This window comes from Bradyrhizobium sp. LB8.2, assembly GCF_040548035.1.
In the GTDB taxonomy this organism is placed as follows: domain Bacteria; phylum Pseudomonadota; class Alphaproteobacteria; order Rhizobiales; family Xanthobacteraceae; genus Bradyrhizobium.
Genome location: NZ_JBEPQV010000025.1, coordinates 57,586 through 81,024 on the forward strand (window position 1 = coordinate 57,586; position 23,439 = coordinate 81,024).

Genomic DNA, 23,439 nt, shown 5'->3' on the forward strand with positions numbered 1-23,439 from the left:
ACAAGGCGGGGGATAACCGTTGTGCGTACGGCGAAAGCTAGGTTCACCAGCCCAGCAATTCCGGCTTGCGCGGCAGCTCGACCGTCTTGACCTTCTCGAGTTTGATCGCGCCCTTGGCCATGAGGTCGTTGAGGTCGCCGTCGGTCGCGCCCGCAATCTTGGTGCGGTAGAGATCGACCTTCAGCGTGCCGCGGTGGTCCTTGTCGGTCCAGCTCGAGGGATTGCAGACGCCTTCCATACCGGCCGGCACCCAGTCCTTCTTCTGGTAGAAGCCCTTGGCGACGTTCTCGCCGGTGGCGCCGCCGTTCTTGGCGGCCCAATCGATCGCCTCCTTCATGTAGAGCGCCGAGCACACCGCCGCGATGTAGTGCACGGGCCGATAGACCTTGCCCTTCGGGTCGGACATCTTCGAGATCTCCATCACCGTCTTCATGCCGGGCGCATCGCCGCCCCAGCTCACCGCGGTGCGCAGCGGGAAGATCACGCCGTCGGCGGCATCGCCGGCGGTCTTGGCGGCGTTCTCGTCCATGCCCCAGACATTGCCCATGAACTGGATGTCGACTCCGGCGGTCTTGCAGGCCTTCATCACCGAGATGTTGGACGCGGCGGTGTTGCCGAGATAGGCGTAGTTGGCGCCCGAGGATTTCAGGCTCAGGCACTGCGCGCTGTAGTCACCCGGCGCGAGCGCGAACACCAGCGGCGGCAGCACCTCGAAACCGAGCTCCTGCGCCATGGCTTCGCCGGCGGCCTTGGGTGCGTTCGGATAGGGGTGGTTGGCGCCCATGTGGACGAATTTCGGCTTGCCGGGTTTGCCCTTGGCCTTCCAGTCCTCGGCCGCCCACATCAGCATGGCGCGGAGCGAGTCCGAATAGCTCGGGCCGTAGAAGAAATTGTACGGCGCGGGCTTGGCCTTGCCGCTGATACCTTGGGGGTCGGTGAGCGCGGCGGCATAGGAGCCGGACATGTCGGGGATCTTGTCCTGGGCGAGGAAGCCGGTCAGCGCCTCGGTGTCCGCGGTGCCCCAGCCCATGATCGCGGCGACCTTGCTGTCAGGCGCCGACCATTTCTTGTAGAGCGCGATGGCGCGCGGCACCTGGTAGCCATAATCGTTGGTGTCGACGTTGAGCTGCTTGCCGCCGACGCCGCCGTTCTTGTTGACCCAGGCGAAGGTGTCGGCGACGGCCTGGCCGTAGGGCGTGCCGACGTCGGACGTGCCGCCGGAATAGTCTGCGAGGTGCCCGATCGCGATCTGCGCCTGCGCCCCTGACGCGAATGCGGCGATCGCCAGCGCAAGTGACGCGGTGCTCAAAAGGGATTTTGTCTTCATTGGTTGCCTCCTCCTGCTTATTTGTTGGTTAGAGAGTTGCCCGCGCTCAATGTGAGAACGGGTAGAGTTTCCAGTACGCCTTGATCTGCCGCCAGCGGTGGGCGAGCCCGTCGGGCTCGAACATCAGGAACGCGATGATGATCACCCCGATCGCGATCTCGCGCAGGAAAGTAATGTTGTTGTTGAGCGACAGCGCCTTGTCGATTGCGCTGCCCTTCAGCGCAACGCTGAGGAACTCCATCGTCTCGGGCAGCAGCACCACGAACGCGGTGCCCATCAGCGTCCCCATGATCGAACCGGTGCCGCCGATGATGATCATGGCGAGGAACAGGATCGAGCGTTCGATGCCGAAACCCTCTTGCGACACCACGAGCTGGTAGTGCGCATAGAGCGCGCCGGCGATGCCGGCGAAGAACGCGGCGAGGCCGAACGACAGCGTGCGATACTTTGTGAGATTGATGCCCATGATCTCCGCGGAGAGATAATGGTCGCGGATCGCCACCAGCGCGCGGCCGTCGCGGGTGCGCATCAGATTGGTGACGAGGACGTAGCTCGCGATCACATAGGCGAGCACGACATAGAAATATTGCCTGTCGCCGCGCAGCGTGTAGCCAAAGATCGAGAACGGATTGGCGCTGGCCGGCACCGAGCCGCCGGTGAACCACTCCGCGCGGGAGAAGAAGTCGAGCAGGATGTATTGTGCCGCGAGCGTGGCGATCACGAGGTAGAGGCCCTTCAACCGCGCCGCCGGGATGCCGAAGATCAGCCCAACTAGCGCCGTGACGACGCCCGCGAGCGGAATCGCGAAGAACACCGGAACATGTGCTTCGTTGGAGATATAGGCCGAGGTGAAGGCGCCGAGCAGGAAGAAGGCGGCGTGCCCGATAGAAATCTGGCCGGTGAAACCGACCAGGATGTTCAACCCGAGCGCCGCGATCGAGAAAATGCCGATCTGGATCAGGATGCTGAGCCAATAGCCGCCGAGAATTTGCGGCACGAGGCAGAGCAGCAGCACGCCGGCGATCGCAAAGTTGCGGCTGGTCGTGGTCGGGAAGATCGTGGTGTCGGCCGCGTAAGAGGTGCGGAAATCACCAGCAGGGATGAGGGCGGGGCCGGCCATGGATCAGATCCGTTCGATGTCGTGGGTGCCGAACAGGCCGTAGGGCTTGATCATCAGCACGATGATGAGGACGTAGAACGGCGCGATCTCGTAGAGATTGCCCCAGTGAAGATATTCGCTGTCCACATATTGCGCGATGTTCTCGAGTAATCCGATGATGATGCCGCCCAGCACGGCGCCGCCGACAGAATCGAGCCCACCGAGGATCGCAGCCGGAAACACCTTTATGCCGTAAGCGGCAAGGCCCGAGGATACGCCGTTCACAACGGCAACTACGACGCCCGCAACGGCCGACACCGTTGCGGAGATCGCCCAGGCCATCGCGAATACGCTCTTCACGGAAATACCGAGCGATTGCGCGACCTGTTGGTTGAACGCGGTGGCGCGCATTGCAAGGCCGTACTTTGAGGCGCGGAAGAACCAGGCCATGCCGATCATCATCGCGACCGAGACGACAAGGCTCATGACATAGACGGTCTGGATCTGGAGCCCGAGCAGGCTGACGGACTGGCTCTCGAACACGCGCGGGAACGGCTGCGGATTGACGCCGAACATCCATTTCAGCGTCGCCTGCAGCACGGTGGACAGGCCGATCGTCACCATGATGACCGAGATGATGGGTTCGCCGATCATCGGTCGTAGGATCAGGACCTGCACCGCGATGCCGAACACGAACATGAACACCAGCGTCATCGGCATGCCGATCCAGAACGGCACCTGGTATTTCGCGAGCAAGGTCCAGCACACCCAGGCGCCGACAAGCAAGAGCTCGCCCTGCGCGAAATTGACGACCTGGCTAGCCTTGTAGATCAGCACAAAGGACATCGCGACCACGCCATAGAGCGTGCCGACCACGAGGCCGTTGACCAGGAGCTGGATGAGGAAGGCGGTGTTCATGTTATGCTATCCTTCGCCTCTCCCCGCTTGCGGGAAGAGAGTTCATCGATTGGCAACGCGCGCTGTGTCGGAAGCGTGCTCACTCCGCGGCCTCCGCCATGTGCCGGTGCCCGCCCAGGTCCACAACCCTCAGCGTTGTACGTACGCGCTGCGTGGTGCCGTCCTGGAAGCGGATCACGGTGTCCACGGGGATGTCGGCCTGGCCGCGGTAGATCGCGTCGATGATGCCTTCGTATTTTTCGTTGATGACGCTGCGGCGCACTTTCCGCGTGCGGGTGAGCTCGCCGTCGTCGGCGTCGAGCTCCTTGTAGAGCAGCAGGAAACGGGAGATGCGCTGTGCCGGCGGCAGAGTCGCGTTGACGGTCTCGACTTCCTTCTTGAGCAGCGCATAAACCTCGGGCCGCGAGGCCAGGTCGCTGTAGGTCGTAAACGAGAGCCGGTTCTTCTCCGCCCATTTCGAGATGATGGAGTAGCGGATGCAGATCATTGCGGCGAGCGCGTCGCGCCCCGAGCCCAGCACCACGGCTTCCGCGATATAGGGCGAGAACTTCAACTTGTTCTCGATGAATTGCGGCGAGAAGCGCTCGCCGCGCGAGGTCTCGGCGAGATCCTTGATGCGGTCGATGACCACGAGCTGGCGATTCGCGTTGAAATAGCCGGCGTCGCCCGACAGCATCCAGCCGTCCTTGATGTCGGCGACGCTCGCCTCCGGGTTCTTGTAGTAGCCGAGGAACATGTTGGGATGCCGCACCACGATCTCGCCGACGCCGTGGACGTCGGCATTGTCGATGCGGATCTCGACGCTGTCGGCCATCGGCACGCCCGTCGTGTCGGGGTCGACCTTGCCCTCGGGATGCAGCGTGTAGGCCCCCAGCAGCTCGGTCTGGCCGTAGAGCGTGCGCAGCGGCACGCCCATGGCCTGGAAGAACTTGAAGGTCTCGGGCCCGAGTGCCGCGCCGCCGGTTGCGGCTGAACGCAGGCGGGTAAAGCCGAGGCGGTCGCGCAATGCACGGAACAGGATCGCGTCGGCAAAGCCGGAACGCTCGCCCTGTTCGAGCGCGGCAAGCCCGCTCTTCATGCCGATGTCGAACAGGCGCTGCTTGAACGGCGTTGCGTCCATCACCCTGGCGCGGACGTCGGCGGCGATCGATTCCCAAACGCGCGGCGCAAACAGGACAAACGTCGGTGCGATCTCGCGCAGATCGTTCATCATGGTCTCGGGCTCTTCGACGAAGTTGATTTTCATCCGGCACAAGAGGCCTTTGCCGAGTACATAGACCTGTTCCATGATCCAGGGCAGCGGCAGCACCGACACGTATTCGTCGTCCGGTCCTTTCGGGTCGAAAGCGAGATAGGTCGCGCAATGGCCGAGCACGCGGCCGGCGGCAAGCATCGCAAGCTTTGGATGCGAGGTGGTGCCCGATGTCGTGCAGAGGATCGCGACGTCCTCGCCGTTGGTCGCGTCCACCAGCCGGTCGTAAAGTTCCGGTTCGCGCGTAGCCCGCGCCCGGCCGAGTTCGGCAAACGTCTCCGCCGATATCAAACGCGGATCGTCGTATTTCCGCATGCCGCGCGGATCGGAATAGATGATGTGCTTCAGCTTTGGGACGCGGTCTGCCAGGGTGAGCAGCTTGTCGACCTGCTCCTCGTCCTCGGCGAAAACAAGCTGCGCCTCGCCATAATTGAGGAGATACGAAGCTTCTTCGTCGAGCACGTCGCGGTAGAGCCCGAGGCTCAAGCCTCCAACCGCATGAGTGGCGATTTCCGCCGCGACCCAGTCCGGCCGGTTGTCGCCGATGATGCCGATGACATCCTGGCGTCCAAGGCCCAGTTCGACGAGGCCGAGCGCGAAGTCGCGCACCCGCGTCTGGTAGTCGTTCCAGGTGAACGGGCGCCACAGCCCAAGATCCTTCTCGCGCAGCGCAATTTCGTTGCCGTACTCCTTCGCATTGAGCCGGAGCATCTTCGGATAGGTGTCGGCCTGCGCAACGCGGCCTGCGTAATCCATCATGCCGCGCTCTCCTGCGCCGGCGGCGCATCATCAGGATCGACCAGCACCTCGTCCTCTTCGCCGAGATAGGCGCGCCTGACGTGGGGATCAGCGAGCACGGCGGCCGGATCGCCCTCGGCGATCTTGCGGCCGAAATCCAGCACCATGACGCGGTGGGAGATGTCCATCACCACGCCCATGTCGTGCTCGATCATCACCACGGTCATGCCGAACTCTTCGTTGAGATCGACGATATAGCGGGCCATATCCTCCTTCTCCTCGAAGTTCATGCCGGCCATCGGCTCGTCGAGGAGAATGAGGCGCGGCTCCAGCGCCATGGCGCGGGCGAGCTCGACGCGCTTGCGCAAGCCGTAGGAGAGAGTGCCGGCCGGCGCCTTTCGCACCGACTGGAGATCGAGGAAATCGATGATTTCTTCCACCTTGCGGCGGTGCTCGAGCTCTTCCTTGCGCGCGCCGATGAGCCAGTACAGCGAGCCCGTGAGAAAATTGTTCTTCAGGAGGTGATGGCGGCCGACCATGATATTGTCGAGCACGCTCATGTGGTGGAACAGCGCCAGGTTCTGGAAGGTGCGGCCGATGCCGAGCGACGCGCGCGCGTTGGGCGTCAGGCCGGTGATGTCGCGGCCCTGGTAGAACAGCTGGCCTTCGGTCGGCTTGTAGCGGCCGGAAATGCAGTTCACGATCGAGGTCTTGCCGGCGCCGTTGGGGCCGATGATCGAGAACAGCTCGCCTTCCCTGATGGCGAAGCCGACATCGGTCAGCGCACGAACGCCGCCGAATCGCAAGGACACGCCGCGCACTTCAAGACTGGTAGCCACCAAACAGATCCCTCCCGGTGATGGCGCTTTCAGTGGCGCTCTTCGTCCGTTCTATCGGGCGATCCTAGTACGGCCGTGCCGGTGAGGCCATGCAGCAGATGGTCTCGACCGGAGCCGTGCCGCTCTCGTTCCCGTTTGGGATCAAAAGCCGCATCGCCCGAGGTGGTCCTCAATAGGGGAAAGCGCTATTTTGAAATGTCTCCCGCCTGACAATTCTGCGACAAAGTTTTTTGGGCGCTCGCAGCCTCCATCTTTCGTCTGATGGTAGCCGAGACGATCATGCTGCATTGCAGCAGAACAGGAGTGACGAACGGTGCGGCGGGCTTCGGGTTCATGATTTCAGAGGATCAATTGAAGCGCGTCGCTGCCTGGTCGCGCGAGCTCACGCAAGCGGAGATCGAGGTCGCTCGTGCCGGGATCACGGAGCGGTCCTACGGCACTGGCGAGACCGTCTTCATGCGCGGCGACACGTTCGACTATTGGGCCGGCATGGTCTTTGGGCTTGCCCGGATGGGCGGGGTCTCGCGCGACGGCAAGGAGACGAGTCTTGCCGGGCTGACGGCGGGGGCCTGGTTCGGCGAGGGCAGCGTGCTCAAGAACGAGCCGCGCCGCTATGACGTCGTCGCGCTGCGCAACAGCCGCGTCGCACTGATGGAACGCAGCGCCTTCATGTGGCTGTTCGAGAACAGCGTCGGCTTCAACCGCTTCCTGGTGCGCCAGCTCAACGAACGGCTGGGCCAGTTCATCGGCATGCTCGAGGTCAACCGCACGCTGGATGCCACCGCGCGGCTTGCTCGCAGCATCGCCTCCCTGTTCAATCCGATCCTTTATCCGGAATCCACCGCGCATCTGGAGATCACCCAGGAGGAGATCGGCGCGCTTTCCGGCATGTCCCGCCAGAATGCCAACCGCGCGCTGAACCGGCTGGAGAAAGAGGGCTTGCTCCGGCTGGAATATGGCGGCGTCACCATCCTCGATATCGAGCGGTTGCGCGGTTACGGGGATTAGCGCCCATTGGCGGGGGCGTGCACCGGCCAGAGGTCAGCGCGCCAGCGCACCGCGATCGCCATCATTGCGATGAACCCCGATACGGCATAGAGCGACCCCGTCGCGGAATAGCCGATGACGTCGATCAGGCTGCCGGCCGCGAGCAATCCGATCGGTAGACCGTAGATCACCATCATGCGCACGCCCATGACGCGGCCGCGAAGATGTGCGCTGGCCGTCCGCATCAGGATCACGGCAGCTGATATCATCGACATGCTCTGGGCGACGCCGGCGAGCACGAGGCAGGCCATCGCCACCGGCATGGTCCTGATCTCGACGAACACCAGCAGCATGGCGTACCAGCCCAGCGTCGCGCCGATCAGGAGCCGGGCAATGCGCAATCCGCTGACGAGGCTGAGCGTGATGGAGCCGATCAGCGAGCCGACGGCGAAGCTCGCGGAGAGATAACCGAGGCCGGTCTGGTCGGTATGAAAGATCTCCCGCGCGATGTAGGGCAGCAATCCGCCGGTGAAAGGAAATGCAGTCAGATTGGCCAGGAAGGCGACGCATAGCGCCGCGCGCATCCCGGGGCCATTCCAGGCGTAGACGATCCCTTCCTTCAAATCGCCCAGCAATCTTGAAAAGGCGCGACTGTCTGCCGGAAGATGAGTTGTTGCAATGGTCCTTTCCGGCCGGGTCAGGCAGAGCATGAGCAGCGCGGCCGCGAGATAAAGGCAGACGATCACCACGTAAACGAGGCCAATGCCGAGGACGGCAAATAGCCCGGCGCCCGTCAACGCTCCCGCGATGCGCGCGCTGTCCTGGGTCGTGCGCGCAACGCTGATGGCGCCCACCAGTTGCTCACTCGGCATGATCTCGGCAAGCAGCGCGCCGCGAACGCCAAGGTCCGAGGGGCGAATCAGGCCCATGAGTGCGACGATGATCATGACGCCTGGCGGTGTCAGGTGACCGGTCAGTGCCAGAATCATGATGGTCGACGCGAGCACCATATAGGCAAGACGCATCGCGACCAGGAGATCGCGATGACCCATGCGGTCACCGATCATGCCGAACACCGGCGCCACCAATGTCCCGACGAACTGGAGCGATGCAAGCACGGTGAGCAGCAGCACCGAGCCGGTCTCGACCATGATGTACCAGCCGAGCACCAGCGTCTCGATCTCGAATGCCCAGGAGGTGAGCAGATCGGACGGCCACTGGAAACGATAATTGCGGATACGAAATGGCGCGAGCGCGGAGGGGCGTGCGGGTGTGCTCAAGGCGCGATGGCGCGTATCACGGCGATTCCCTTGCCTTGTTGTTTCTTCTTGCTGTTCGGCAAACTAGCGCTGACGGTGCTCGTGTCAATCGCAGTCGCCGCAGGCCGCCCCCGCGCTCGGCTCTTACCTCGCCGCAGGCCTCGGCTTCCGCTCCGCCAGCGCCGCCGCCATCGCCGAGATCAAGGGCCGCATGAAATAAGCTTCATCCGTGGGCGAGACGTCCGTGCGCAAACCATGCGCGGTGAGTTCGCCCGAGACCGCCGGTCCCACCGACGCGATCAGCGTCCGCTCGAGGCCCGCGCGCAGCTTCGCCTCGCTGCCGTGGGCTCTCGCAGCTTCGATCAGCCGTCGGACCTGGCCGAGATTGGTCAGCGCGATCGAATCGATTCGCCCTTCGGCCATGTCGTGGATGGCGGCGACGATGCTGGCGTCCGCCGCCTTGGAATCGTAGGCATAAGGCAGCACGCTATCGACTTCGGCACCTTGCCCGCCAAGCGCACCGGTCAGCGCGCTGTGATCCTTGTCGGGATAGAGCTGGAGGCCGAGGCGGTGCCCCTTCAAATCGAGCTTGCCGAGCATCTCGATCACGCCCTCGGTGGTCGGCTTTTCCGTGGTCTGCTGCGCCTCGAGCCCGACTTCGCGCAGTGCCTTGCCGGGCTTCGGGCCGCGGGTGAATTTTCGCGATCTGGCAAGCGCCGCCACGAGGGCCTGATCGAGCCCTCGTGCGACGGCGAGCTTCATGATCCGCCGCAGCCCTTCGCCGGTCATCAGCACGAGATCGTCGAAGGGCCTGTCGATGGCGCGCCGGATCCAGGCCTCGACCGGCGTGGGGTCCGGTGCATCCTGAATGGTGAACATGGGGCATTGCACGACCTCGGCGCCTTGCTCGGCCAGCAGCTTCGAAAACCGCGCCTCCTCGCGCGTTTCCAGGATCAGGATGCGGGTGCCGTTCAAGCGGTCGGCCATGAGCCTACTCCGGTCAGTCAAAGCAATCGTGCGTTCATCCTGACTCCACGGTCGGGATTGGCGCAAGGTGGGGGCGGTGATAGAGCAGGGCGTAAATCGCGGGTCGTTCCGCAGCCGCTGCCCAAACCTTCATCAAGGCCCATGCCAGATCATCAATATGTCCTGACCCTGTCCTGTCCGGATCGTCCCGGCATCGTCTCGGCGGTGTCGACCTTCCTGGCGAATTCCGGACAGAACATCCTCGACGCCCAACAGTTCGACGACATCGAGACCAACAAGTTCTTCATGCGGGTGGTGTTCACCGCTGCCGATCTCGCCGTGGAGCTGTCGGCGCTCCAGACTGGCTTTGCCGCGATCGCCGAGCGCTTCGGCATGGAATGGCAGATGCGCGATCGGGCTGCGCATCGCAAGGTGATGCTGCTGGTGTCGAAGTCCGATCACTGCCTGGTCGACATCCTCTATCGCTGGCGCACCGGCGAGCTGCCGATGACTTTGGCCGCAATCGTCTCCAATCATCCGCGCGAGGTCTATGACGGGCTCGATTTCGGCGGGGTTCCGTTCCACTATCTGCCTGTTACGAAAGAGACCAAGCGCGAGCAGGAAGCGCAGATCCTCGATCTCGTCGCCAGGACCGGGACGGATCTCGTCGTGCTCGCCCGCTATATGCAGATATTGTCCGACGATCTCTCGGCAAATCTGTCGGGACGTTGCATCAACATCCACCACTCGTTCCTGCCGGGTTTCAAGGGCGCAAAACCATATCACCAGGCCCATGAGCGTGGCGTCAAGCTGATTGGCGCCACCGCGCACTACGTCACGCGCGACCTCGACGAGGGCCCGATCATCGACCAGGACGTCGAGCGCATCAGCCATCGCGACACGCCTGAGGATCTCGTCCGAAAGGGCCGCGACATCGAGCGCCGCGTGCTGGCGCGCGCGATCCGCTACCATCTCAACGACCGCGTCGTCCTCAATGGCCGCAAGACCGTGGTGTTCGTGGATTGATTTGCTTCGCTCTCGCCGCAAGCGGCGAGGGGGCGCGACTTAACGCACCGCGGTGCCGGACGCCGCGCCCGTTGCGCCCTTCTGCGCCTGCTCTTCCTTTTCGCGATCCGCTGCCGGCATCAGTCGCTTGCGCTCGCGCTCCTTCATGTAGGCATCGTATTGCGGCGTGCCCGCCCGCGGCGGGGCGTCCGCCGGCAAGCCGCCGGCCCATTGCGGGACGTAGTCGCCCATGCCGGAGGAGAGCTTTTCGTTGACTGTGCCGCAGCCGGACAGGCCCGCGGAGAGCGCGAGGAGGATCAGGAGGGAACAAGAGGATCTGGGCATTGTACGGAGGCGAGGTCAGTCGTGTTGGACGCCAGGTCAGGCTGTCGCCCGGAGAGTAGTCTTCAACAAGGTAAAAGAGACTTATTCGAGGTGGGTAATTGGATACCGGATTGTACCGGCGCCAAGCCTTGCCATGTTCCAATTCTGCAAACAAAAGACGAAATCCTCCATCCACGCGACTGGCAGCGTTTCTAGAGTGCGGCAAGGGGCTCGCGACAAAGTGGCTTGGTCGGAGAGGGGGCTTTCTCGTTGACAGGTCCATTTTGTTTGTACAATCGTACAAAAGATAGCGATCGCAGTCACGATGCCGGGGTTGCCCAGATGTGACCCGATATCGCTTCTGCCATCGGCAATCGGAACGCTCGGCTTGGGCCGAATGGTCGCCAAACGTCCGATTGACAATAAGGGCGCGAAAGACGCCATGTTGCGCGCGGCATCACGCGTGCGTGAGCTAAACTAAAGGCAAGGATCGGGCACTCGGTCCGGCGCACAAGAGATCAGAAATGAAGGGGAGGGACATCTGATGTTCGAACGCAAACAACTGTCTCGTAGGACTATTTGGGCCGCAGCAGCTACCGCCATCGCGGGCCTTGCGACCATCGCTCCGGCCAAGGCCGAGGACAGCGTCAAGGTCGGCCTGATCCTGCCAATGACCGGCGGCCAGGCCTCGACCGGCAAGCAGATCGAGAACGCGATCAAGCTCTATATGCAGCAGAAGGGCGACAGCGTCGCCGGCAAGAAAATCGAGATCATCCTCAAGGACGATGCTGCGATTCCCGACAAGACCAAGACGGCCGCGCAGGAGCTGATCGTCAACGACAAGGTCAATTTCATCGCCGGCTTTGGCGTGACGCCGGCCGCGCTCGCTGCGGCTCCGCTCGCGACGCAGGCCAAGATCCCGGAAGTCGTGATGGCGGCCGGCACCTCCATCATCACCGAGCGCTCGCCCTATATCGTGCGCACCAGCTTCACGCTGGCGCAGTCCTCCACCATCATCGCCGACTGGGCGGTGAAGAACGGCATCAAGAAGGTGGCGACGCTGACCTCGGACTACGCGCCGGGCAATGACGCGCTCAACTTCTTCAAGCAGAACTTCACTGCCGGCGGCGGCGAGGTGGTCGAAGAGGTGAAGACGCCGCTTGCCAATCCCGATTTCGCACCGTTCCTCCAGCGCATGAAGGACGCAAAACCCGACGCGATCTTCGTGTTCGTGCCGGCCGGCCAGGGCGGCAACTTCATGAAGCAGTATGCCGAGCGTGGGCTCGACAAGGCCGGCATCAAGGTGATCGGACCGGGCGACGTCACCGACGACGACCTCCTCAACAACATGGGCGACGCCGTGCTGGGCACGGTCACCGCGCACCTCTATTCGGCGGCGCATCCCTCGCAGATGAACAAGGATTTCGTCGCGGCCTACAAGAAGGCGTACGGAAACCGGCCGGGCTTCATGGCGGTGAGCGGCTATGACGGCATTCACCTGATCTACGAAGCGCTGAAGAAGACCAACGGCGACACCGACGGCACCAAGCTGGTCGAAGCCATGAAGGGCCAGAAGTGGGAGAGCCCGCGCGGCCCGATCTCGATCGACCCCGAGACCCGCGACATCGTGCAGAACATCTACATCCGCAAGGTCGAGAAGGTCGACGGCGAGCTCTACAACGTCGAGTTCGCGACCTTCGAGGCTGTCAAGGATCTCGGTAAGACCAAGAAGTGACGCGCGAAAGCGCGTCATCCCGGAGTCCGCCTCCGGTGTCTGCGTCATGCCCGGGGCTTGTCCCGGGCATCCACGCAAAGCCGGGAAAACCACGCAGAACGTGGATGGCCGGGACAAGCCCGGCCATGACGTCCAAGTCCAAGCTGAGACGATGACCTCTATCCTCACCAACCTGTTCGATGGCGTTGCCTACGGCATGCTGCTGTTCGTGCTCGCTTGCGGGCTTGCGGTCACGCTCGGCCTGATGAACTTCGTCAACCTCGCCCACGGCGCCTTCGCCATGGCCGGCGGCTATGTCTGCATGGTGCTGGTCAACCGGATGGGCTGGCCGTTCTTCGCCGCACTTCCGCTTGCCTTCGTCTCCGCTGCTGCGATCGGCATCGTGCTCGAGCGCACGCTATACCGACACCTCTATGCGCGCAGCCATCTCGACCAGGTGCTGTTCACCATTGGTCTTACCTTCATGTCGGTCGCGGCTGTCGATTACATCCAGGGCTCGTCGCGGGTCTTCATCAACCTGCCGGTCGCGCTCCAGGGCCAGTTCGACGTGTTCGGCGTCGGCATCGGTCGCTACCGCCTGATGATCATCGTGATCTGCGGGCTGCTCACCATCGGTCTCCAGATGGTGCTGGCCAAGACCCGGTTCGGCAGCCGCCTGCGCGCCGCGGTCGATGATCCCCGCGCCGCGAGCGGCCTTGGCATCAACGTGCCGCAGGTGTTCGCCTTTACATTTGCCTTCGGTTGCGGCCTCGCCGGCCTCGGCGGCGCGCTGAGCGCCGAGATCCTCGGCCTCGACCCGTATTTCCCGCTGAAGTTCATGATCTACTTCCTGATCGTGGTCACCGTCGGCGGCTCGTCCTCGATCACCGGCCCGTTTCTGGCCTCGCTCCTGCTCGGCATCGGCGACGTGGCCGGCAAATATTATGTGCCGAAGATGGGACCTTTCGTGATCTACACCATGATGATCGTGATCCTGATCTGGCGCCCGAACGGTCTGTTCGGCCGCACGGCCGCGCGTTGAGTTGGCCGATGAGCGCCTCCTCCGACGTCGGCTATCACGCCCAGCGCCAGGCACGCTGGCACTATGGCGAGGCCGCTTTCTGGCTGATCGTGCTGGCCTGCGGCTTCGCATTTCCCACGCGCTATTTGATCATGACCGACATCCTGCGGCTGGCGCTGTTTGCGATGTCGCTCGACCTCGTCCTCGGCTACGCCGGCATCGTCTCGCTCGGCCATGCCGCCTTCTTCGGCGTTGGCGCCTATGCGGCGGGGCTTCTTGCGCTGCACGGGATCGTCAACGAGCCCGTGCTTGCGCTTGTCGTCGCCGGCCTTGTAGCGATGGTGCTCGGCTTTGCCACCAGTTTCCTGGTGATCCGCGGCGTCGACCTGACGCGGCTGATGGTGACGCTCGGCATCGCGCTGCTGCTTGAGGCGCTGGCCGAACGCTTCTCCAACATCACCGGCGGCACCGACGGGCTGCAAGGCATCGAGATGCAGCCGATCTTCGGCGAAATCCCGTTCGACATGTTCGGCAAGACCGGATTTTTCTATTCGCTCGCCGTTCTGTTCCTGTTGTTCCTGTTCGCCCGCCGCGTCGTGCATTCCCCGTTCGGCCTGTCATTGCGGGCGATCAAGAACAATCCGTTGCGCGCTGCTGCCATCGGCATCCCCGTCAACCGCCGCCTGATCGCGATCTACACGCTCGCGGCGTTCTATGCCGGCATCGCCGGGGCGCTGTTCACCCAGACCACCGCGATCGCCTCGCTCGATGTGTTCGCCTTCGAACGCTCGGCGGACCTGATGCTGGTGCTCGTGATCGGCGGCACCGGCTATCTTTATGGCGGGCTGGTTGGCGCGGTGCTGTTCCGCATGCTCCAGGAATTGTTCTCCACCATCACCCCGCAATACTGGCAGTTCTGGATCGGCCTGGTGCTGGTCGTGATCGTCCTGATCGGCCGGCAGCGCCTGCATCGCTGGGTGCTGTATTTGCCGAACCTGGTCATCAAACAGATTGCCGGGCGCAAGGCCGTGGTTGCCGTGCCGGAGAGCGACGCATGACCATCGCGCTCGAAACCCAAAATCTCGAAAAGCAGTTCGGCGGGCTGCGCGTCACCCGCGACTTGTCGCTAAAAATCGAACAAGGCGCCCGCCACGCGCTGATCGGTCCGAACGGCGCCGGCAAGACCACGGTCATCAACCAGCTCACCGGCGTGCTCAAGCCGAACTCTGGCCGCATTCTGCTTGAAGGCCAGGACATCACCGATATTCCCGTGCACAAGCGCGTGTTGCGCGGCCTGTCACGCACCTTCCAGATCAACCAGCTCTATCCCGACCTGACGCCGCTCGAGACCATCGGTCTCGCGGTTTCCGAGCGCCTCGGCCATGGCGGCGACTGGTGGCGGCGGATGGGCACGCGCAGCGACGTCAACGGCGAGATCGCCGACCTCCTGACGCGTTTCCATCTGCTCGACGTCATGAACGAACAGACCGTGACGCTGCCGTACGGCAAGCAGCGCCTGCTCGAGATCGCGGTCGCGATCGCGGGCAAGCCGCGCGTGCTGCTGCTGGACGAGCCTGCCGCAGGCGTGCCCGAGAGCGAGCGCCACGACATTCTCGCCGTCGTAGGCAGCCTGCCGCGCGACGTCACCGTGCTCCTGATCGAGCACGACATGGACCTTGTCTTCTCCTTTGCCGACCGCATCTCGGTGCTGGTCTCGGGCGCGCTGCTCACCGAAGGCCCGCCCGAGCAGGTCGCGCGCGACCCGCAGGTCAAGGCGGTCTATCTCGGCGAGGAGGCGGTCAATGTCTGACCTGCTCGCGATCGACTCGCTTCGCGCCGGCTATGGCGAAGCGGTGGTGCTGCCGAACATGTCCCTGCGTCTCGCCGAGGGCCAGGTGCTGGCGCTGTTGGGGCGCAACGGCACCGGCAAGACCACGCTGATCAATTCGATCGTCGGCGTCACCCGGCGCTTCTCCGGCACTGTCGAACTGGCCGGTGCTGACGTCACGACCTTGCGGCCCGACCAGCGGGCGCGCGCCGGCATCGGCTGGGTGCCGCAGGAGCGCAATATCTTTCGCTCGCTCACGGTAGAAGAAAACATGACCGCGGTGGCCCAGCCCGGTTCCTGGACCGTCGAGAGGGTCTACGAGATGTTCCCGCGGCTGAAGGAGCGGCGGAGCAATTTTGGCAACCAGCTCTCCGGTGGCGAGCAGCAGATGCTGGCGATTGGCCGCGCACTGACCCTCAATCCGAAGGTCCTTCTCCTGGACGAGCCGACCGAGGGCCTTGCCCCCATCATCGTCGAGGAGCTGTTAAAGGCGATCGGCGCCATCACTCGGGCGGGCGGCATCTGCTCGATCATCGTCGAGCAGAATGCCCAAAAAATTCTGGGGCTGGCCGACCGCGTTGTGATATTGGAGCGCGGAACGATCGTCCACGACGCCCCGAGCGCCGCGCTGAAGGCCGACCCGTCGGTGCTGGAGCGCCATCTCGGCGTCGCCGGAGCGGCCGCCCACTAGAGATTTCCGGGAGTTAGAAGAATGCAGCGAACCAAAGCCCCCTTCCGCGCCGATGAGGTCGGCAGCCTTCTGCGTCCTGCCAAGATCAAGGAAGCCCGCGCCAGGCTGGAAAAGGGGGAGATCTCGGCCGACGATCTGCGCAAGATCGAGGACATGGAGATCGAGAAGGTCGTGCACAAGCAGGCCTCGGTCGGCCTGAAGCTCGCAACCGACGGCGAATTCCGCCGCTCCTGGTGGCATTTCGACTTCCTGGCCAAGCTCACCGGCTGCGAAATGTTCCACCCCGACACGGGCATCCAGTTCGCGGGCGTCGAGACGCGGCACGACGCGGTGCGGGTGATCGGCAAGCTCGACTTTCCCGATGACCATCCGATGCTGGGCCATTTCCGCTTCCTGAAGAAGGTCGCCGATCAGGCTCACGTCACCGCCAAGATGACGATCCCGTCGCCGGCGGTGCTGCACTTCCGCGGCGGCCGCAAGGCGATCTCCAAGGACGTCTATCCCGATCTCGACGCCTTCTACGAGGACCTCGGCAAGACCTACCGCAAGGCCGTGAAGGCGTTCTACGACGCCGGCTGCCGCTATCTCCAGTTCGACGACACCGTGTGGGCCTATCTCTGCTCGCAGGACGAATTGCAGAAGGCACGCGAGCGCGGCGACAATCCCGAGGGTCTCCAGCAGATCTATGCGCGCATCATCAACTACGCGCTGGCCGAGAAGCCGGCCGACATGGTGGTAACGACCCATGTCTGCCGCGGCAATTTCCGCTCGACCTGGATTTCTTCAGGCGGCTACGAGCCCGTGGCCGAGACCATGCTCGCCGGCACAAATTACGACGGTTACTTCCTGGAATACGACAGCGACCGCGCCGGTGGCTTCGAGCCGCTGCGCCTCCTGCCCAAGGGCAACAAGGTCGTCGTGGTCGGTGTCATCACCTCGAAATTCGGCGAGCTCGAGAACAAGGACGCCATCAAGCGCCGCCTGGAAGAAGCCGCCAAGTTCGTGCGGCTTGAGCAGCTTGCGCTCTCCCCGCAGTGCGGTTTTGCGTCGACGGAAGAGGGCAACGTCCTCTCCGAAGAAGAGCAGTGGGCCAAGCTCGGCCTTGCGGTGGAGATCGCAAAGGAAGTGTGGGGCAACTGACAGGCTGGTGCGACGCTCGCCTCGCTCGTGTCCCGGACGCGCTGCAACGCTTTAGCGTTGCTGCGCAGAGCCGGGACCCAGAAGGCCACGAACTGCATCGCGGAGACATGGGCCCCGGCTCTGCAGCGCACCGCTGAAGAGGCGCTGCGCTGCGTCCGGGGCACGAGAATATCTCACTTCGCCGCCAGATAAACCTCGCCCAGCAGGGACGAGTTCGACCACGGCACCTGCTTGTTTTTCGTGCTCGAGACCACCTCTGCCCGCACCCGCGTCAGCATCTGCTGTACTTCCAGGCCGGGCGTGCCGAGATGGCGGGAGAGCGCGGCGGAGAACGGCGAGTTGGCGCCTTCGCCGTCGAGCGCGACCTGGCCCGGTGCGGTAGCGAAGGCGATCAGCGTGCCCGCGCCGAGCGTCGCGCCCGTCCCCAGGCTGGTTGGCGCTGCGAGGCCCGAGGCCCCCTCGAGGGCGCGGTTGGTGCCGGCCGATGCGACCCGTTGTGCCATCGGATTATTGCGGCAGGCATCGAAGATCAGAATGTTGGTGCGGACCTGGTCGTCGAGGCCGGCCATGATCGTGTCCATGTCGATCTTCGCGTCCGTCATGCTCGCGCCCGGCTTGAGTTCGACGTCGACCGGAATGAGATAGTTGCGGCCGTCGACCTGCACGCCGTGGCCGGCATAATAAACCACCACCACCTGCGCCCGCGCCGCCTCCCGCAAAAAATCGCGCGTCATCCTCTGCATCGTTGCGCGGTCGAGATCGACGCCTTCCGACACGGTGAAGCCGATGTCGCGCAGTCTCTTCGCGACGGCGCGTGCGTCGTTGGGCGGATTGGGCAGTGCCTTGACATGCGCATAGGCGCCGTTGCCGATGATCAGCGCCATGCGCGTGCCGCGAGTGTCCGGAGCAGGTGAGGGGGCTGTGTTCGTTTGCTGAGGCGCCGGTGCCTGTGCCGGCTGCGTCACTGCTGACGGGGCATCGCGCGGGATCGGCGCGCTTGCGTCCGTGACCAGCGACAGCCGCACCTTTGCGGTGGGCTGGTTGGCCTTGCTGCCGGCATCGGATGCCACGATCGCCAGCGTCGCCTTGTAGTCGTCTCGCGCGTGCGGGTAGTCGCCTTTTGCCTCATAGGCGAGCGCGCGATGGGTGTAGCCCGAGATCAGCACGCTGTTCGGCGGCGTCAGGATGTTGACGGGCGGCTTTTCCTTCGCGAGCCGGATCGCTTCGCTGCCGTCGGCAATCGCGCGATCGTAATCGCCTCTGACACGCCAGATGGCGGTCCGGTTGATCAGCGGCTGCGGCAGCGTCGGGTCGAGCCGGATCGCCTGGTTGATATCGGCGAGCGCGCCGTCGAGGTCCCCGAGCGCCTCCTTGGAGATGCCGCGATTCTGGTACGAGAATGCCGATTTTGGATTGGCCGTGATCGACATGTCGTAGTCGGCGATCGCCTTGGCGTAACCGCCTTTGCCGCGCCAGGCATTGCCGCGATTGTGGAAGATGGTGCCATCAGGCGGGCCGAGCTTCAGCGCATCGTCGAAATCGGCGACTGCGATCTCGTAGTCGCCTTTGTCGTAATACGCCGAACCGCGCAGGTTGTGGAGTGCCTGGTTCGGCTGGAGCCGGATCGCTTCCGTGGCGTCAGTGATGACCTTGGCGTAATCGCCCTTCTTGTTCCAGCCTACCGCGCGCCAGAAGTAGACCGTCGCGAGCTGCTCGCCTTTGAACACCTTCAGCGCAATGATCCTGGTGCAGGCGTCGATCATCTGATCCGCCGGCGTGGTGTCGGTAGTGCAGAGCGGCCCAAGCTGGCTGCGCGCCTGCGCAAAAGCGGGCGCCGACCACAGGGTTGCGGCGAGCAGGCAGAACGCGACGAGCAGGCGACGCATTGGCGGTGGTCCCGTTGAGGAGAGGCGTCTGTTTGTTGTCCGGCGGGGCGCCGTGGTTCACGGCCTCGCCGTTGTGCACACGGCAAACGGAGGGCGGCGCGATCCCCTATTCCCTCGGTGGGCAGATTTTGCTAGGAGGCAGTACCCAACCCTTCTGCCCACCGCGTCCCACTCCATGAAGAACGACGAAATCCTGAGCCAAATCACCGAGTTCTGCCGTAAGGCGGACATGGCGGAGTCGACGTTCGGCCGGCGCGCGGTGAACGATGGGAAGCTCGTGCACCGCTTGCGCGAGGGCAAGCGCATTACCATCGACACGCTGGACCGGATCCAGGCCTACATGGCCGCATCGATGGCCGGCGGCGTGCCGCCCCCGCGGGGGCTTCAGGTGCCGCCGGAAAAGCGCGATCCGCGCGGCAATTTCCGCTTTTTCGAGAACCGCCAGAAATACCTGCTGTTCGTCCACACTTGCAGTGAGAAGCGGGTGGTCGCCGAGCGCGTGGCGCTGGAGCTTGCCAGCATCCATCCGCGGCCCCCGGCGCTGCGCGTGTTCGACGCCGGCGTGGGCGACGGCACGGTGCTGGCGCGCGTGCTGCGCTCGATGCATCAGCGCTTTCCGCACATGCCGTTCTATGTCGCCGGCAAGGAGCTCAGCCTCGAGGACCTCCGCCTGACGCTGGAGAAGGTTCCGGATCGCATTTTCGAGCATCCGGCGTCGGTGTTCGTCTTTACCAACATGTTCTACTCCGAGGCGCCCTGGCTCACGCCGGCATCGCCCGCGGCGGCCGCGGCGACGGTCTGGCACGAGGTTCCCTTGCGGGGGGCTTCCTCGGGCGAGTTCGAGACCCAGATCGCGGAGCTGAAGCCGTTTTTGGAGCAGAATTGGCGTGCGGCGGTCAGCCCGCGCACGGGCATGCCGCTGTATGAGCGGCCTGTCGTGCTGGTGCTTTACCGGGAAGACCAGCGATTTCTGCTCGATTCGACCATTCCGCGGCCAGGCCAGACCGAGGCCAATTTCGACCTCGTTATTGCATCCCAGCCATACCGCGCGCTGTCCTCGGTCAATTTTCGGGCAAAACGGATCATTGCGCCCCTGGCGCGGGCCTTGCGGGCAGGCGGCCGCCTGATCGGAATTCACTCCCACGGCCAGGATCCGGGCATGGAAATGATCCAGGCGATCTGGCCCGGAGAAAATCCTTTCTCAGTGAGCCGTCATGAGCTATTGCGCGCAGTGAAGTACGAGCTCGGCTCGGTGGGCCGCGACTTAAATTTTAATGCTTATGCGGATAACCGCTCGATCTTCAGGTATGATATGGAAGCTCTGCCCAACGAGGTGACAGGCACTATCGGCACCTCGACGGCCTTTGCAGCGTGGAATGCGGCAGTGTACGTCGCTCAGATCGAGGACGACCGGTTGACAGAAATGACTCAAAACGGCCGCACTCTGGATGCCGCCAGGGACGTGCTGCGAAAGTACAATGGGCTCTGGTTTCTCGACGAATCCTACGTCATCTCGCGCCGGCGTGATTGACATCATCCAAAGCTAAATATCGCAACGTCCGCCAGCTAGCGGCGGAACAAGGGGTTACTGATGCGCGCGTCCTATCTCTTCACCAGCGAGTCCGTGTCCGAAGGCCATCCGGACAAGGTGTGCGACCGGATCTCCGACGAGATCGTCGATCTGTTCTACCGCGAAGGACCGAAAGCAGGCATCGATCCCTGGCAAATTCGTGCCGCCTGCGAAACGCTCGCGACCACCAACAAGGTCGTGATCGCCGGCGAGACCCGCGGTCCCGCATCCGTCACCAACGAGCAGATCGAAGGCGTCGTCCGCGCCGCGATCAAGGACATCGGCTACGAGCAGGACGGCTTCCACTGGAACACCGCTGACATCGAGATCCTCTTGCATCCGCAGTCCGCCGACATCGCGCAGGGCGTCGATGCGCTGCAGCCGGGCGAAGTCAAGGAAGAAGGCGCGGGCGACCAGGGCATCATGTTCGGCTACGCCACCAACGAGACGCCCGATCTGATGCCGGCGCCGATCTTCTACGCCCACAAGATCCTCCGCCTCATCTCCGAAGCGCGCCACTCCGGCCGCGAGAAGGTGCTGGGCCCTGACTCCAAGAGCCAGGTCACCGTGCAGTACGAGAACGGCAAGCCGGTCGGCGTGCGCGAGATCGTGGTGTCGCATCAGCATCTCGTCGAGGACATCTCGTCCAAGCAAATTCGCGACATCGTCGAGCCCTACGTGCGCGAGGCGCTGCCGAAGGATTGGATCACGGCGAAGACCATCTGGCACATCAACCCGACCGGCAAGTTCTACATCGGCGGTCCCGACGGCGATTCCGGCCTGACCGGCCGCAAGATCATCGTCGACACCTACGGTGGTGCGGCCCCGCACGGCGGCGGCGCGTTCTCCGGCAAGGATCCGACCAAGGTCGACCGCTCCGCGGCTTACGCTGCCCGCTACGTTGCCAAGAACATCGTCGCGGCCGGTCTCGCCGATCGCTGCACGCTGCAGCTCGCTTACGCCATCGGCGTGGCGCGCCCGCTGTCGATCTACATCGACACCCACGGCACCGGTAAGGTGTCGGAGGATCAGCTCGAGAAGGCCGCTGCCAAGGCGATGGATCTCACCCCGCGCGGCATCCGCAGCCATCTCGATCTCAACCGCCCGATCTATGCGCGCACCTCCGCCTACGGCCATTTCGGCCGCACGCCGGACAACGAGGGCGGCTTCTCCTGGGAGAAGACCGATCTCGTCGAAGCGCTCAAGCGCGCCGTCTGATCATCGACGTCATTTCCGGGGCGCCGCGACAGCGGCGAACCCGGAACCTTATCCATCGTATCGAGATTCCGCGTTCGTCTCTTCGAGGGCGACCCGGAATGACCAATTCAACAACAGGACCTCCGCTATGAATGCGAAGCCCGGCTTCACCGACTACATCGTCAAGGACATTTCGCTCGCCGATTTCGGCCGCAAGGAACTCTCGCTGGCCGAGACCGAGATGCCCGGCCTGATGGCCACGCGGGAAGAATACGGCCCGAAGCAGCCGCTGAAGGGCGCACGCATCGCCGGCTCGCTGCATATGACGATCCAGACTGGCGTGCTGATCGAGACGCTGGCCGCACTCGGCGCCGACATCCGCTGGGTCTCCTGCAACATCTACTCGACGCAGGACCACGCCGCGGCCGCGATCGCGGCCGCCGGCATTCCGGTGTTCGCGGTCAAGGGCGAGAGCCTCACCGAATACTGGGACTACACCGCCAAGCTGTTCGACTGGCACGGCGGCGGTCACCCGAACATGATCCTCGACGACGGCGGCGACGCCACCATGTACGTCCATCTCGGTCTGCGCGCCGAGAACGGCGACACCAAGTTCCTGGACAACCCGGGTTCGGAAGAAGAGGAAGTATTCTTCGCGCTTCTGAAGAAGCAGCTCAAGGAAAAGCCGAAGGGCTACTTCGCCGGGATCGCCAAGAGCATCAAGGGCGTTTCCGAAGAAACCACCACGGGCGTGCATCGTCTCTATGACATGCAGAAGGCGGGCACACTGCTGTGGCCTGCCATCAACGTCAACGACAGCGTCACCAAGTCGAAGTTCGACAACCTCTATGGCTGCCGTGAATCGCTGGTCGACGGCATCCGTCGCGGCACCGACGTGATGATGTCGGGCAAGGTCGCGATGGTCGCGGGCTTCGGCGACGTCGGCAAGGGTTCGGCCGCCTCGCTGCGCCAGGCCGGCTGCCGCGTGCTGGTCTCTGAAGTCGATCCGATCTGCGCGCTCCAGGCTGCGATGGAAGGCTACGAAGTCGTGACCATGGAAGACGCCGCCCCCCGCGCCGACATCTTCGTCACCGCGACCGGCAACAAGGACATCATCACCATCGAGCACATGCGCGCGATGAAGGATCGCGCCATCGTCTGCAACATCGGCCACTTCGACAACGAGATTCAGATCGCGGGTCTGCGCAACTTGAAGTGGACCAACGTCAAGCCGCAGGTCGATGAGATCGAATTCCCCGACAAGCACCGCATCATCATGCTGTCGGAAGGCCGCCTGGTGAATCTCGGCAACGCCATGGGCCATCCGTCGTTCGTGATGTCGGCCTCCTTCACCAACCAGACGCTGGCGCAGATCGAGCTTTTCGCCAACACCAAGGACGGCAAGTACAAGAAGGAAGTCTACGTGCTGCCGAAGTCGCTCGACGAAAAGGTCGCGCGCCTGCACCTCGCCAAGATCGGCGTCAAGCTCACCGAACTGCGCAAGGACCAGGCCGACTACATCGGCGTGAAACAGGAAGGTCCGTACAAGTCGGACCATTACCGGTACTGATCCGCTGATCGTATCGATCATCGACGCAAAGCCCCGGAGCGATCCGGGGCTTTGTTGTTTTTAGCGCGACGCACGTGTCTCCTCGCGGTTGTGTCAGGGCCGATTGCT

The 23,439-nt window shown here is 63.6% G+C and carries 20 protein-coding genes; 11 read left to right on the top strand and 9 right to left on the bottom strand.

Translation table 11 applies throughout. The features are described from left to right. Window positions 1-43: 43 nt before the first annotated feature. The 5 genes from ABIB06_RS26670 to ABIB06_RS26690 form a co-directional block, all read right to left on the bottom strand. The gene (locus ABIB06_RS26670; RefSeq protein WP_354049882.1) at window positions 44-1,327 is read right to left on the bottom strand and encodes an ABC transporter substrate-binding protein; all 1,284 of its coding nucleotides are present in this window, start codon (window positions 1,325-1,327) and stop codon (window positions 44-46) included. 46 nt (window positions 1,328-1,373) lie between these two features. Next, window positions 1,374-2,447: a branched-chain amino acid ABC transporter permease gene (locus tag ABIB06_RS26675; protein WP_354049884.1), complete on the bottom strand. Its 1,074-nt coding sequence runs from the start codon at window positions 2,445-2,447 to the stop codon at window positions 1,374-1,376. A gap of 3 nt (window positions 2,448-2,450) precedes the next feature. Further along, a complete protein-coding gene (locus tag ABIB06_RS26680; RefSeq protein WP_354049885.1) occupies window positions 2,451-3,344 on the bottom strand; it encodes a branched-chain amino acid ABC transporter permease in 894 nt (297 codons plus the stop codon). Between the two features lie 79 nt (window positions 3,345-3,423). Continuing rightward, complete coding sequence (locus ABIB06_RS26685) at window positions 3,424-5,355, bottom strand: long-chain fatty acid--CoA ligase (RefSeq protein WP_354049887.1); 1,932 nt, start codon at window positions 5,353-5,355, stop codon at window positions 3,424-3,426. Continuing rightward, on the bottom strand, window positions 5,352-6,173 hold the full coding sequence (locus tag ABIB06_RS26690) for an ABC transporter ATP-binding protein (RefSeq protein ID WP_354069372.1): 822 nt from the start codon (window positions 6,171-6,173) through the stop codon (window positions 5,352-5,354). Before ABIB06_RS26690 ends, ABIB06_RS26685 begins: the two co-directional genes overlap by 4 nt. 333 nt (window positions 6,174-6,506) lie before the next feature. On the opposite strand from ABIB06_RS26690, the gene ABIB06_RS26695 reads away from it, so the two are divergent. Beyond that, window positions 6,507-7,181, top strand: coding sequence for a Crp/Fnr family transcriptional regulator (locus ABIB06_RS26695; protein ID WP_106946375.1), 675 nt, complete (start codon window positions 6,507-6,509; stop codon window positions 7,179-7,181). Here the strand turns inward: ABIB06_RS26695 and ABIB06_RS26700 are convergent. Next, the gene (locus ABIB06_RS26700) at window positions 7,178-8,440 is read right to left on the bottom strand and encodes an MFS transporter (RefSeq protein ID WP_354049890.1); all 1,263 of its coding nucleotides are present in this window, start codon (window positions 8,438-8,440) and stop codon (window positions 7,178-7,180) included. The two genes, ABIB06_RS26695 and ABIB06_RS26700, sit on opposite strands and share 4 nt — an antisense overlap. Before the next feature lie 123 nt (window positions 8,441-8,563). Next, window positions 8,564-9,406, bottom strand: a complete 843-nt coding sequence (locus ABIB06_RS26705) for a uroporphyrinogen-III synthase (RefSeq protein ID WP_354049892.1) — start codon at window positions 9,404-9,406, stop codon at window positions 8,564-8,566. A 141-nt stretch (window positions 9,407-9,547) separates the two neighbouring features. On the opposite strand from ABIB06_RS26705, the gene purU reads away from it, so the two are divergent. Further along, on the top strand, window positions 9,548-10,411 hold the full coding sequence (gene purU, locus ABIB06_RS26710) for a formyltetrahydrofolate deformylase (RefSeq protein WP_354049894.1): 864 nt from the start codon (window positions 9,548-9,550) through the stop codon (window positions 10,409-10,411). A gap of 39 nt (window positions 10,412-10,450) precedes the next feature. Here the strand turns inward: purU and ABIB06_RS26715 are convergent, their stop codons facing one another. Further along, on the bottom strand, window positions 10,451-10,735 hold the full coding sequence (locus ABIB06_RS26715) for a hypothetical protein (protein ID WP_354049896.1): 285 nt from the start codon (window positions 10,733-10,735) through the stop codon (window positions 10,451-10,453). Window positions 10,736-11,258: 523 nt separating this feature from the next. Here ABIB06_RS26715 and ABIB06_RS26720 point away from each other — a divergent pair. From ABIB06_RS26720 to ABIB06_RS26745, 6 genes are all read left to right on the top strand, one after another. After that, entirely contained in the window at window positions 11,259-12,449 is a 1,191-nt protein-coding gene (locus tag ABIB06_RS26720) for an ABC transporter substrate-binding protein (protein ID WP_354049898.1), read from the top strand. A 151-nt stretch (window positions 12,450-12,600) separates the two neighbouring features. Beyond that, window positions 12,601-13,470 (top strand): branched-chain amino acid ABC transporter permease, encoded by an 870-nt coding sequence (locus tag ABIB06_RS26725; RefSeq protein ID WP_354049900.1) that lies wholly within the window; start codon window positions 12,601-12,603, stop codon window positions 13,468-13,470. An 8-nt stretch (window positions 13,471-13,478) separates the two neighbouring features. Continuing rightward, window positions 13,479-14,507 carry a branched-chain amino acid ABC transporter permease gene (locus tag ABIB06_RS26730; protein WP_247443644.1) on the top strand — a complete coding sequence of 343 codons (1,029 nt, stop codon included), beginning with the start codon at window positions 13,479-13,481 and terminating at the stop codon, window positions 14,505-14,507. Continuing rightward, window positions 14,504-15,259, top strand: a complete 756-nt coding sequence (locus ABIB06_RS26735) for an ABC transporter ATP-binding protein (RefSeq protein WP_247352149.1) — start codon at window positions 14,504-14,506, stop codon at window positions 15,257-15,259. Before ABIB06_RS26730 ends, ABIB06_RS26735 begins: the two co-directional genes overlap by 4 nt. Then, window positions 15,252-15,968 carry an ABC transporter ATP-binding protein gene (locus ABIB06_RS26740; RefSeq protein ID WP_247352147.1) on the top strand — a complete coding sequence of 239 codons (717 nt, stop codon included), beginning with the start codon at window positions 15,252-15,254 and terminating at the stop codon, window positions 15,966-15,968. The genes ABIB06_RS26735 and ABIB06_RS26740 overlap by 8 nt, the downstream gene beginning before the upstream one ends. A gap of 21 nt (window positions 15,969-15,989) precedes the next feature. Then, on the top strand, window positions 15,990-17,108 hold the full coding sequence (locus ABIB06_RS26745; RefSeq protein WP_354049904.1) for a cobalamin-independent methionine synthase II family protein: 1,119 nt from the start codon (window positions 15,990-15,992) through the stop codon (window positions 17,106-17,108). A 173-nt stretch (window positions 17,109-17,281) separates the two neighbouring features. On the opposite strand, the gene ABIB06_RS26750 is transcribed toward ABIB06_RS26745, so the two are convergent. Then, entirely contained in the window at window positions 17,282-18,994 is a 1,713-nt protein-coding gene (locus ABIB06_RS26750) for a caspase family protein (RefSeq protein ID WP_354049906.1), read from the bottom strand. Between the two features lie 175 nt (window positions 18,995-19,169). Here ABIB06_RS26750 and ABIB06_RS26755 point away from each other — a divergent pair, with 175 nt between their 5' ends. The 3 genes from ABIB06_RS26755 to ahcY all read left to right on the top strand — a co-directional run bounded on the left by ABIB06_RS26755 (window position 19,170) and on the right by ahcY (window position 23,331). Continuing rightward, entirely contained in the window at window positions 19,170-20,525 is a 1,356-nt protein-coding gene (locus tag ABIB06_RS26755) for a hypothetical protein (protein WP_247352192.1), read from the top strand. 60 nt (window positions 20,526-20,585) lie between these two features. Then, window positions 20,586-21,782 (top strand): methionine adenosyltransferase, encoded by a 1,197-nt coding sequence (metK, locus tag ABIB06_RS26760; RefSeq protein WP_247352142.1) that lies wholly within the window; start codon window positions 20,586-20,588, stop codon window positions 21,780-21,782. A 127-nt stretch (window positions 21,783-21,909) separates the two neighbouring features. Then, complete coding sequence (ahcY, locus tag ABIB06_RS26765; protein WP_354049908.1) at window positions 21,910-23,331, top strand: adenosylhomocysteinase; 1,422 nt, start codon at window positions 21,910-21,912, stop codon at window positions 23,329-23,331. Window positions 23,332-23,439 lie beyond the last annotated feature (108 nt).